This window comes from Cyclobacterium xiamenense, assembly GCF_042140265.1.
Taxonomy (GTDB): domain Bacteria; phylum Bacteroidota; class Bacteroidia; order Cytophagales; family Cyclobacteriaceae; genus Cyclobacterium; species Cyclobacterium xiamenense_A.
The window spans coordinates 2,471,006-2,482,421 of sequence record NZ_CP159481.1 but is presented as its reverse complement, the minus strand read 5'-3'; the positions used below and the strand labels follow the sequence as shown (position 1 = coordinate 2,482,421).

Sequence of the window (11,416 nt, the reverse complement as noted above, 5' to 3'; positions counted from 1 at the left end):
ACCGAAAAAGTATTTAGCCGGGGTTACTTTTTTTCCAGGCAGGAACTCCATCCTCGAATACAGCAACCGCAATTTTTGAGTCGGCCGTTCCGTAATACAAAAACCATTTTCCTTGATAGGGAACCATCCCCTCGACAAAACAGACCAAATTGACCTGACCTGCGATTTCATATGGCTCTTCGGGTGTTAAAAAATAGGTTTCGGACCGATCAATTAGCTTTGAGGGGTCATCTGCGGCAAACAACGCTTGTCCCGCAGAATACGCGCCGGGAGCAAGCGAGGGATCCCGCGCCTGTCCTTCACCCAGGTTCATTCCGTTATACAATAAAACAATTCCTTCCTCTCGTAGCAAGGCATACGGCCCCGATTCGACCAAGCGGCTATCAAAGAAGCCGGGGCGGGGCTTCATCACGGATTGGAGTACGCCATTTTTCTCCAGCGGTTGCCAATGCACCAAATCTTCGGAATGCGCTAAAAATAGATCCGTATCTCCAAAATACATCCAGAACTTTCCACGGATCTTTTTCGCCAGTATCCGGTCCCCATCCTGCTCGGCCACTATGGCACCGGCCTTGCTCCAGGTGTCTTTATGCGTGCCCTGCAGCACGCGCCCGTGTTTGGTCCAATTTTTTAAATCAGGAGAGGACGCCAGCATGAGACGTGCCACCTTGCCGTCGTAACTGGTATACGTCATGATGTACCGCCCATCTTGGCTTTCCACGATTCGAGGATCCTCCACACCTCCATCCCACTCCAACGGTTTTAAGCTATCGTTTTCGGGATAAAATACCGGCTCGGGTAGCTTTTCGAAATTCAGACCATCTTCACTGATGGCCAGCCCGATTCTCGAAGTTCCGTTATTGCTACCCAGGAAATCCTCCGCCCGGTAAAGCAAATTGACGACTCCCTCCCGTACCAGGGCTGCGGGGTTAAACACATCTTTTTCTTCCCATTTAACCGGTTGTTGTAGAATGGGGCAAACGAATTGCAGGTCACCGGCCGAGAGTACCGGATTGACGGCATGTTGCTTGATAAAGGGCCCCATTTCCCACGATTTGTGCCCGGGCCAGTCGGAGTTCGATTCCACTCCCTGGTTTTTAGCCCCCCCACAGGAATTGGCTAAAATCAGAACCAAAAATAAGCCGGTGGCCAGACCGATCCTCGGGTGGGTGCAGCAGGTATATCGCATGATGATAATAGCTATGGTTACTCCAAAAGAATGATTTCTACACGCCTGTTTTTCTCGCGGCCGGCCGCCGTGGTATTGGTAGCGATTGGTTTGGTCCCGCCCCATCCGTTGACCCGTATTTGCTCAAATTCAGCCCCTCCATCCACCAAAATATCCCTTACCTTGCGCGCACGATCCAAAGACAAGCGTTCGTTTAGCCGTGAACTCCCTCGATTATCCGTATGTCCTTCTACGGCAATTATCCGAGAGGGGTTCCGTTTGAGAAATGCTGCCAATTTCTCCAAGACGTCCTCGGAAGCTGCATCGTTGATGGCGGTCGAACTTCTTTCAAACAATAGGTTTTCCAAAACCAGAGACTCTCCAAGCTGCAGGCCCTCCAACTGTGAAGTAATATCCAGTCTTGCATCTGCTTCCGAGAGGTCCATTGGCGGGCGAGCAGCCGGTTGGGGGACCTGAGGAGGAGCTGGTGGGTTTTCCCTAACCGTGGGGCCTTCTTCCCTTCGTTCGTTCGCCAATGGAAGGGCTTCCGGCGCGTAGTACTCGACCCAAAGAATATTGCCGTATCCATCACTGGTGCGGGTATTGGTAAAGAAATACCGGTCCCGATACGGATCCTGGTAATAGTACATATCAAACCCTTCCATTTCAGGTAAATTCAAAGGCCGCGGAGCGGACCATTCGGTCCATCCATTCCCTATTCGTTCGGTTCGATACACTCCCAGCGATTTCGAGCTCTCATAGGCATTGCTGGAAAAATAAAGCGTTTGCCCGTCTGCACTGAGAAAAGGGCTTAGCTCCTGCCGACTTGTATTGATACTCGCTCCGAGATTTTGCGGACGGGACCAGGAGTTGCCTTGACGAAAAGAAACATAAATATCCTCGTTTCCATAGGAACCAAAAGAATCCATAGAAAGTATCATCTGAGCGCCGTCAGAGGAAAGCCTGGCGGAAAAATGCTTGCCGCTGGATCTGAATCCCGGAACAAGCTGTTCTTCGCCCCTGTTCCAACCCGCAGCGGTCCGGAAATACTGGAAGATCACCTGCCGATTGTAGAGATTTTGGTGATAGACCAGAAGGGTATCCGAATGAAGAAACCCAATTAACAAGTCAAAACCAGGTGTCGACAAGTCCGCAATGGGCTGCGGGTCAGCAAATCCCTCGGCTTGTTCGGTAGCAAACCAGGTATCTCCGGGATCCCCGCTTCCCCCGGTATTCCGTGGATGAAAAGCCACCGAGAAATACAGGTGTCTGTCAGGCCCTATTAGTGGCGACTGCTCGTCAAAATCGAGGGCATGTGCAAAGCGGATCGTTTCTCTCTGCGCCGCTAAACGCCCGAAAGTGCCTATACAAAGGTAGGCCAGAATGGCTACTCTGAAACCGATGACTGCGAATCCCTGCACAAGCGAACCATTTACTGCCCCAGGACGATCGCAAAAACCAGAGGTGCGACGATGGTAGCGTCGGATTCAATGATAAACTTCGGCGTATCCATCCCCAATTTGCCCCAGGTTATTTTTTCATTCGGGACAGCTCCGGAGTACGATCCATAAGAGGTGGTGCTATCGGAAATCTGGCAAAAATAGCCCCAGAGCGGGACCGACTCTCGCTGCAAATCCTGGTGCAGCATCGGCACCACACAAATTGGAAAATCACCAGCAATTCCCCCACCGATCTGGAAAAAACCTACTTTACTTTCTTCCTTGGCATTTTCGGTATACCAATCCGCCAGATAAATCATGTATTGAATCCCACCTTTTACCGTGTGCACGTCGGAAATGTCTCCGGCAATGCAATGGCCGGCATACATGTTTCCCAAGGTTGAATCCTCCCAGCCGGGAACGATGATAGGAAGGTTCTTTTTGGCTGCTTCCAGCAGCCAACTGTTTTTGGGATCGATTTGGTAGTCCTTCTCAAGCTTTCCCGAGAGCAGTACCTTGTAAAAAAATTCGTGCGGAAAATAGTGTTCCCCTGCCTGATCTGCCTTTTGCCATTCCTGCAAAATGACGTCTTCAATTCGACGCATGGCTTCCATTTCCGGAATACAGGTATCCGTAACCCGGTTCATGTGCCGGTCCAACAACTCCTGCTCCTGGCTTGGCGAAAGATCCCGGTAGTTTGGAATACGTTCGTAGTAATCATGGGCCACCAGATTGAAAACATCTTCTTCCAGATTTGCACCGGTGCACGTGATGATTTGCACTTTGTCCTGCCGGATCATTTCCGCCAGGGAAATGCCCAATTCGGCAGTAGACATTGCACCTGCCAGCGTAATCATCATTTTGCCATTGGCATCTAAATGTGCTTTGTAGGCATCCGCCGCGTCTATCAATGCTGCCGCATTGAAATGTCTGTAATGGTATTTTAGAAAATTGGTAATCTCCATAGTTACAGGTTTACGTGTTTGTCTTGGTTTGAAGGGCTTCCAATGGGTGAAAAAGACAGTGTAAGGTACTAAAGGTAGTGTTGATTATCAACCGAACCTGACAAAAGCAGAAACAAAAAAGCCCGGACAGTCCGGGCCATTCCTCGCTATTTTTCTATCGTTTATTCGCCCTCGGGTGATGCTTCTTCAGTTGCCGCAGGAGCAGCTTCGGTAGGTGCTGCTTCTCCGTTTTCGTAATCTTCGTTGATCCCTTTCACCACTGCGTCGGTGATATCCAGGGATTTGTTAGCATACCAAACTCCACCGCCTCGGGTGTAGGACAGGATCATCTCCAGATCGTTTTCCGCAGCATAGGTATTGAGGTACTCCTGTATCATGTCGTACACTTCATTGTACAGCTTGTTTTCATCCGCTGACAACTCCTGCATGATGTTTTCGCGGTACGTCACCAAATTGCGCTCCTTGGTAACCAATTCTTCCTGCTTTGCTCTTTGCTGATTGATGGTCATGGAATTGGCGGTGTTCTGAAAATTTTGAACCTCCTGTTCGAATCCCCTGGCGCGATTGGTCAGTTCTCCTTCGTATTTTTTACCTTTTTCCGCAATTGCAGCCGATTGCTCTTTAAAATAGGTGAAATTGTTGATGACACTGTCGGTAACAATGTACGCCACCTTCAGGTCCGAAATGTCCACGTCTTCTGTGCTGACGCTTACTTCTCCTTCCGGGGCGGAGGGATTACAGGCCACTGCAACCAATCCTGCAACCGCCAAAGCACTGATAATTGTAGTAATTTTTTTCACTTCTTTATGTCGTTTTTGTAGTATTGGGGCAAATATACGGATTCTAAACCTATTACAAATTTTGGTACTGGAATAAAATGGTAAAATCCAGAAATTGCCAGCAATCACTTTTCGTTGCGCCCGTCCAGTTTTACCCGGAACACCACTGCCTGGCCTACCAGGGAGACACCCGCGTTAAACACCAGTAAGGCCAACGTGCCCCACAGGAGCCAATCCCAGAGCGGCGCGTTTTCCCATTTTTTAATGAGCGCCTCTCCGAATAAACTAAGCCCCAGCCCGGTCATCAACAAACCTCCTACTGCGTGCAGCAGCCATTGTTTTTTTAGTCTTTTCGTACCCATGTTTTTTTCATTTTTACCTTAGAAGAAAATTTCCTGCGCCAACCGGTAGGTGTTGGCATGTGCTTCGATAATATCACGTATTGCCTCCGAATAGCCCCCTCCCATGCAACACATGATGGGAACCTCATTTACCCGGGCAGTCTGCAAAACCATCCGGTCTCTCTCTTTGCATCCGGAAAGACTTAAACCCAGACGGCCCAGTTTATCCGTAGCCAATACATCTACACCGCACTGGTAAATGATGAAATCCGGCGCTTCCGCATCCATCAAACGGGGCAAATGTTCCCCCAAAAGCTTCAAATACGTCGCATCATTCGTGCGATCTTTCAAGGCAAGGTCCAGATCCGATGTTTCTTTGTGCAAGGGATAATTGTGCGCACCGTGCATGCTGAAGGTAAACACTTCCGGACGCGATGCAAACATCGCCGCCGTACCGTTTCCCTGGTGGACATCCAGATCCACCACCAATACTTTTCGCAGCCCTTTGGCTGCGATGAGGTAGTTGGCGGCAATGGCGATATCGTTTAGCAGGCAAAAGCCCTCTCCCTTATCGGCAAAGGCATGGTGGGTCCCGCCGGCAATGTTCATTCCGATCCCAAATTCCAAAGCATACCGAGCGGCCATCACGGAGCCCTGCATGATGTGCATTTCCCGTTCCACCAGTGCCGGACTTAACGGAAAACCCGTCCGGCGAACTTCACTGGCGGTAAGCTGCTGGTTTTTTAACTTTTCCACATACGCCGCTGCGTGCACCGCTGTGATCCACTGCTCATCTGCCTTTTCCGGTTCGAAAAAATTAGCCGCCGATAGTGTTCCTTCGTAAAGCAGTTGCTCGGGAACCAGCTCGTACTTTTCCATGGGAAACCGGTGCCCGGTGGGTAAGGGGTGAGCGTACAGAGAAGACCAGGCTACTTTTAACATACCCTTAAAAACTTACGGGGCAGGAAAATGTTGCGGAATACAAGAAAAATGGAAAGCATCAACCCTCCTCTTCTTCGGACTCAAAGGTATAGAAGGTTTCGTCCAGACGTATGGTATCGTTGTTGAATTCAGTCACAAACTTTTTTAGTACATTTTCATCGATGCTTTCCAAATTTAGGGCGGCGTCCAAACCAATGCCGTAATCGTGGTGGGTATCGATGTCAATAAACTCCTGAACCTTAACCGTCCCCTCCTCTTCCATCTCCATGATCAGTTCGGTAATGAACCAGCCGATTTCCTCCTCCTCTTCCTTTAGCGGTTTAAGGTTCCCGTTTTCATCTTCTTCGTAGCGAATTCCGTGGTAATTGGGGAATTTTTTAGCGGCCTCGTGCTCGGCCAATTCGAACAGCTCGCTTTGATAGTGTAGACGCAGGGTATACAACACCGCATCGTAAATCACATCTTTTCCTTCAAATTTACCGACGAAATAAAAATTAACAAATTCATCGGAATTATCCTCGCCGGGGACGATTTTGAAATTTTTCCCGGCTGCTTTTAGTTCTTTTTCTAGGGCTGCAATGGATTCTGGCAAAAATCCTTCATTTGGATAGTTCATTGGATAGTACGCTGGGTTTATACAATCAATTTTGATAACAAATAAATAAAAAAATACTATTTCTGATAGTACTCTTCTTTAATTTACAATCTTTTATGCTTTAAAAAAATGTTTTCTCCCAAAAAGAACAATGTCCGGATCAAAAACATGGTCTCGCAGCCGGAGGGTCTGCATCTGGATTTTAAGCAAAGCCTCACCAACCAACGGAAGGTTGCTAAAACCCTGCTGTCCTTTGCAAATACCGATGGCGGAACCATTGTTGTCGGCGTTTCGGACCAAAAACAACTGATTGGCATCGATCCGGAGGAGGAAATGTATGTGGCCCGGACCTCGCTGGAAACCTATTGTCACCCGGCCTTTCCCATTGATTTTGAGGTATACGAAGTGGAAGATGGCACCGAAACCAAGCCAGGCCAAGAGAAATACCTTTTGCTTATCCATGTCCCCAAAAGTACCAGGGGGCCGCACTCACTACGAGACGCAGACCAAAGACCGGTGTACTACAAACGCGTCTTTGACCGATCCATCCCTTTCCATCCCGACCCTACCTAATCGAAATGGGAAGCCGAGCCCCTACCCTACCCTAGCATTAGCGCCGGAACCCATTTCCTAGTGAAATACCCAGTATGGAGTTTACCAAAGAGAGTACCAGACTGAAAAGCAGCGCCCACCAGAAATTATCCACGGCAAAGCCGTGAATCATGGAGGCAGCCAACATCACCAGTAGTGCATTGATCACCAATAAAAACAATCCCAGTGTAAGAACGGTAATCGGAATGGTTAAAAAAATCAGGACTGGCTTGACGGTAATGTTTAACAAGGCGAGTAACGCTGCGATAATGACACCGGTGATCCAGTCGTCCACCATAATCCCAGGAAGCAGGTAGGCGGTAAAGATGATTACCAACCCAGCAACCGCAAGTTGGAGAAGAATGGATAAAATGTCTCTAGATTGACTCATTTTCTACTTCAGGTTACGTAATCGAAAGTAAATATTCTGAACTAAAGGAAAAAGAACCCCGAATGAGTTTTTCAGGGTTCTTTTTTACTCAGCTCCAGGTACGGTCCCAGGAGCGAATCTCATTCCAATCGTCAGTGGGCGCAAAGTACTGCTCCCCTTCACGAAGACGCTTTTTCACCTCATCTTCGTTTAGTTCCAGCCCAATTCCGGGGGATTCCGGCACCTGCACGTATCCATCCTTTACAAAAGGCTTGTCGATACCGGTTACCAAATCCTCCCACCAGGGGTTGTCTACCGAGTGGTGTTCCAATCCGATAAAGTTATAGGTAGCCGCGGCGGCATGAACGGTACCCATAAAGGTAATCGGAGAGGCCGCGTGGTGCAGGGCCATCCCAATCCCATACTCCTCCGCGTAGTCACCAATTTTTTTGGTTTGCAAGTAGCCGCCTGCACTGCCAGGATCCGGGTGCACCAAATCAACTGCCCGATTTTCAATCAGGTCTTTGAAATTCTTCTTGTGATAAACGTCCTCTCCGGTCAGTGTTGGCGTGGTAATGGACTCTGTAATTCGTTTCCACTGTTCCGTATTTTGCCAGGGAATCAGGTCTTCCAGCCAGGCAATGTTGTAGGGTTCAAACGCTTCGGCGAGTTTAATCATTTCGTTGTAGCCCATGTGGCCAAAATGATCAATCGCAAGGGGGATTTCATAGCCCACTTTTTCGCGTGCCTTTGCTGCGTAAGCCACCATTTTCTCCAATCCCTCTTGGGTGATCTGCACATGGGTAAATTGATGAGGCGTTTGCGTATAACTCATCACGTCCTGGTCGGACCATCCCCGTAATTGGCCCCAGGGGGACTTGTTGGTCAACGTGTCTTTCTGATCCTTGATCAAACCAATTCCTATATCCATTTTCAACATGGTGAAGCCCATGTCTACTCGTTCCTTCATTTTGTTGGCAAACTCGTCGGGATCCTGAACGGTAGGCGTATCCACGTAGATGCGCACCTTATCCCGAAACTTTCCACCCATCAACTGGTACAAAGGCACTCCGTAGGCCTTTCCCGCCAGGTCCCAGAGCGCCATTTCCACTCCGGAAACTCCCCCTCCTTGTCTCCCGTGCCAGCCAAATTGCTCGATGCGTTTAAAAATTCGCTCAATATTACAAGGGTTTTCTCCTAGAATCCGACTTTTTAGCATCAATGCATAGCGCTTATCTGCTCCATCCCGGACGTCGCCCAGGCCGTGAATTCCCTGATTGGTATAGATTTTCAGGAGGGGCACGTTACCGTACTGGGCGATGCGCATGTCGGTAATTTTCAGGTCAGAAGGATTGGATAGCCGGTTGACCTTTGATGTGGTGTGGGCCAGCGTATCTTCTATGGGAAGGAGCATCATGCCGCCAAGGCTTACCCCGCCCAAGGCTGCTTTCTTAAAAAAAGAGCGGCGACTGTTTTCGGGCTCTTGCTCTTCCAATCGCGCAGAGGCGGCAGAAAGTGCCTTTTCCCGCTTTTGGTCCAGGTAACTTTGCTGAAGGTATTCAATGTTTTTTTTCATGGTAATGAGTAGGTTTTTTTTAGGTATTGGAAAAAAGAAAATTGGCAAAGGAATGACAATATGTCCAAAATAAGCAGTAAAAAGAAATTTTTTTTTGCAAAAAATCCGGCCATTGCAGCGACTCATGAGGCTTCGGCCTGCTCAGGCATGACCGATTCGGTTCAGGTAATTGATGGCCGTAAAAGATTTGGAGGCTTGCTCCCAACGCGCGAAATAAACCGGCTTCAATATGCCGATAAATAGCAGGCCCAGGACCAAATTGAATAAAAGATCCGGGATCAAGGCGCAAGGTGTTCGATTCGGACATGGGTGAAAGAGCGGGCATGTGGCCGGAAATACCGCTGCTGGGAAAAGCGCTATCCATGCCTGCCCATCGAAGCGAAAGGAGTTTCCTTCCCGATCGAGCTCGCCCCAGGTAGCACACCTGAACGCTGGAAATCAGGTTATACGATAAGATCGAAACGACAACCAACCGATCGATCTTATACCTGTCGGGCACCCCGGTTTTACCTGGTCAGGTGGAAAGAATTCCGGCAATACGCAATTCCTCTTCGTCCACTTTCTTATCGTCGACGATGGCACGTTTTATTGGAGTAAATACGATTTTATTATTGATAATGCCTACCATCACATCGTACTTTCCATGAAGCAAGCCTTCCACTGCCGATACCCCCAGTTTGCTGGCCAGAATTCGGTCAAAGGAAGAAGGGGCTCCGCCACGCTGCAGATGTCCCAGGATGGTCACCTTGATATCGTACCCGGGAAGGATTTTTTTCACCTTGTGGGCGATCTCCTGCGCTCCTCCACTCTTTCCCCCTTCCGCGACGATTACCACGTTACTTTCCTTTTTCGCTTTTTCCCGGAATTTCAACCGATCGATCAGTTTCTCCACCGGAAATTTCTTCTCGGGGATCAATATGGCCGCCGCGGCACTACCAATGCCTGCATTGATCGCAATAAAACCTGCATCCCTACCCATAACTTCGACAAAAAAGAGCCTGTCGTGGGAGGTCGCGGTATCCCGTATCTTGTCAATGGCTTCAATCGCTGTATTGCAAGCGGTGTCAAAACCAATGGTCAGGTCCGTTCCAAAAAGATCGTTGTCAATGGTTCCTGGCAAACCGATTGCAGGAATACCAAACTCCTTGTAAAACAAGTGGGCCCCGGTCAGGGAGCCGTCGCCACCAATTACGACTAGCGCTTGAATCCCATGGCTTTTCAGGTTTTCGTAGGCTTTTTTCCTACCCTCCTCCGTACGAAACTCTTCGCTTCTCGCGGATTTCAGAAACGTGCCACCCCGCTCCAGCACGTGCGCAATCGAGCCGCTATCCAGCTTTCTGATATCGTTATTGATCATTCCCTCGTATCCTCTGTAAATACCAAATACGTCGAGTTTGTAATAAAAGCCTGCCCGGACCACTGCCCGGATGGCCGCGTTCATTCCCGGAGCATCGCCTCCGGAAGTGAGCACCCCAATTTTTTTTATGGATAACAGTTGGTCTTGCATGTGTCGTTTGCTGTGGTCGTTTCTTATTTCAAATGTTTGAACATCAGTTCAGCCGCCGCCAGATTGGTGGCCAGGGGCACGTTGTGTACGTCACAAATCCGCATAAGCATCTGCACATCCGGTTCGTGGGGATGTTTGCCCAGGGGGTCTCTAAAGAAAATGACCATATCCAGTTCTTTTTGAGCTACCATTGCACCAATCTGAGCATCCCCTCCCAAGGGACCGGAAAGTAGTTTTTCCACCTCAAAACCGGCTTTTTCAATATGTGTGCCCGTGGTGCCCGTAGCTACCAGGGAAACGCCCTCCAGCGCCTCTTTGGATCCGCTTAGAAAATGCACCATATCTGCCTTTTTCCCGTCATGGGCAATCAATGCTACTTTCATATCAACCGAAGTTTGAAATCATCTTTTTCCTTTGCTACTAACTTACTCCGGGGCCTGGCAACAGGCTGCTGAGTCGCTACTTTCCTGTCCTTGCTAAAAATAATGTTCCCGGTCAATCCGCTAAAAAATAAATCACTTGTAATTCCCATTCTTCCTCCAGGCTTCCGGATGCAATGGGTTTGCCAGCCCTTCGGTACCAATAAGCCGCGTTGGAGAGGTCACCTTCCCGCCGATGCAGGAAGGCATGCAAATAGGCAGCATCTTGCCCAGCCAGGGAATCAATCAGCCCATGGGCCCCGTCCCAATCTCCCGATTTTTCCAACCACAAGGCCTGGAGGAAAACCGAAATCCCTTTGGGCATTGCTCCTTGTTGAATACTTTCTTTAAAATCTGACAGGTTCATAGGCAGCGCTCCTTAAGCGAAACCAAAATAAATACATAAACCTCAAGCCGGCAAATATTCCCGGCATTTTTAAGTGGAAAGTTAAAAGGCCCCGGTTCTTCCTTCACTTCTCGCCTTTGGGGCAGGAAGCAACTATCCAAGCGCCACCGAAAACCCCGGACAAATCCCTACCGGTACTTCTAACGGAATCCGCAGACAGTCGGTCAAAATCAAGTAGTATAAATGTTTGGAAGTGCGATCCCCAACCTGCCACCAAAGGCAGGATCCGAAAAAATGGGGTAAGAAGAGCCATGGAAGTGGCGCTACTTGCGCGGAGGGAGAGGGAGGTACTAGTGCAAAAAGCTAGCCGAGCAGGCA

13 protein-coding genes are annotated in these 11,416 nt (G+C 49.0%); 1 reads left to right on the top strand and 12 read right to left on the bottom strand.

Annotated elements, in window-relative coordinates:
* Positions 1–13: 13 nt before the first annotated feature.
* The 7 genes from ABWH99_RS10535 to ABWH99_RS10505 all read right to left on the bottom strand — a co-directional run bounded on the left by ABWH99_RS10535 (position 14) and on the right by ABWH99_RS10505 (position 6,250).
* Positions 14–1,189, bottom strand: a complete 1,176-nt coding sequence (locus tag ABWH99_RS10535; RefSeq protein ID WP_375586238.1) for a glycoside hydrolase family 130 protein — start codon at positions 1,187–1,189, stop codon at positions 14–16.
* Between the two features lie 17 nt (positions 1,190–1,206).
* Positions 1,207–2,589, bottom strand: a complete 1,383-nt coding sequence (locus tag ABWH99_RS10530) for an OmpA family protein (protein ID WP_375586237.1) — start codon at positions 2,587–2,589, stop codon at positions 1,207–1,209.
* Between the two features lie 11 nt (positions 2,590–2,600).
* Entirely contained in the window at positions 2,601–3,572 is a 972-nt protein-coding gene (locus tag ABWH99_RS10525; protein WP_375586236.1) for a deoxyhypusine synthase family protein, read from the bottom strand.
* A 161-nt stretch (positions 3,573–3,733) separates the two neighbouring features.
* On the bottom strand, positions 3,734–4,372 hold the full coding sequence (locus ABWH99_RS10520) for an OmpH family outer membrane protein (protein WP_375586235.1): 639 nt from the start codon (positions 4,370–4,372) through the stop codon (positions 3,734–3,736).
* Positions 4,373–4,476: 104 nt separating this feature from the next.
* Positions 4,477–4,713: a hypothetical protein gene (locus ABWH99_RS10515; protein WP_375586234.1), complete on the bottom strand. Its 237-nt coding sequence runs from the start codon at positions 4,711–4,713 to the stop codon at positions 4,477–4,479.
* An 18-nt stretch (positions 4,714–4,731) separates the two neighbouring features.
* Positions 4,732–5,634, bottom strand: a complete 903-nt coding sequence (locus ABWH99_RS10510) for a histone deacetylase (protein WP_375586233.1) — start codon at positions 5,632–5,634, stop codon at positions 4,732–4,734.
* Between the two features lie 58 nt (positions 5,635–5,692).
* Complete coding sequence (locus ABWH99_RS10505; RefSeq protein ID WP_375586232.1) at positions 5,693–6,250, bottom strand: hypothetical protein; 558 nt, start codon at positions 6,248–6,250, stop codon at positions 5,693–5,695.
* A gap of 108 nt (positions 6,251–6,358) precedes the next feature.
* On the opposite strand from ABWH99_RS10505, the gene ABWH99_RS10500 reads away from it, so the two are divergent.
* Positions 6,359–6,802 (top strand): helix-turn-helix domain-containing protein, encoded by a 444-nt coding sequence (locus tag ABWH99_RS10500; protein ID WP_375586231.1) that lies wholly within the window; start codon positions 6,359–6,361, stop codon positions 6,800–6,802.
* Between the two features lie 37 nt (positions 6,803–6,839).
* Here ABWH99_RS10500 and ABWH99_RS10495 read toward each other — a convergent pair whose 3' ends face one another.
* The 5 genes from ABWH99_RS10495 to ABWH99_RS10475 form a co-directional block, all read right to left on the bottom strand.
* On the bottom strand, positions 6,840–7,211 hold the full coding sequence (locus tag ABWH99_RS10495; protein WP_375586230.1) for a phage holin family protein: 372 nt from the start codon (positions 7,209–7,211) through the stop codon (positions 6,840–6,842).
* Between the two features lie 88 nt (positions 7,212–7,299).
* Positions 7,300–8,766 (bottom strand): mandelate racemase/muconate lactonizing enzyme family protein, encoded by a 1,467-nt coding sequence (locus ABWH99_RS10490; RefSeq protein ID WP_375586229.1) that lies wholly within the window; start codon positions 8,764–8,766, stop codon positions 7,300–7,302.
* Positions 8,767–9,280: 514 nt separating this feature from the next.
* Complete coding sequence (gene pfkA, locus ABWH99_RS10485; protein WP_375586228.1) at positions 9,281–10,273, bottom strand: 6-phosphofructokinase; 993 nt, start codon at positions 10,271–10,273, stop codon at positions 9,281–9,283.
* 23 nt (positions 10,274–10,296) lie between these two features.
* Positions 10,297–10,656 (bottom strand): methylglyoxal synthase, encoded by a 360-nt coding sequence (locus tag ABWH99_RS10480; RefSeq protein WP_375586227.1) that lies wholly within the window; start codon positions 10,654–10,656, stop codon positions 10,297–10,299.
* 112 nt (positions 10,657–10,768) lie between these two features.
* Positions 10,769–11,059: a hypothetical protein gene (locus ABWH99_RS10475; RefSeq protein ID WP_375586226.1), complete on the bottom strand. Its 291-nt coding sequence runs from the start codon at positions 11,057–11,059 to the stop codon at positions 10,769–10,771.
* Positions 11,060–11,416: the final 357 nt, after the last annotated feature.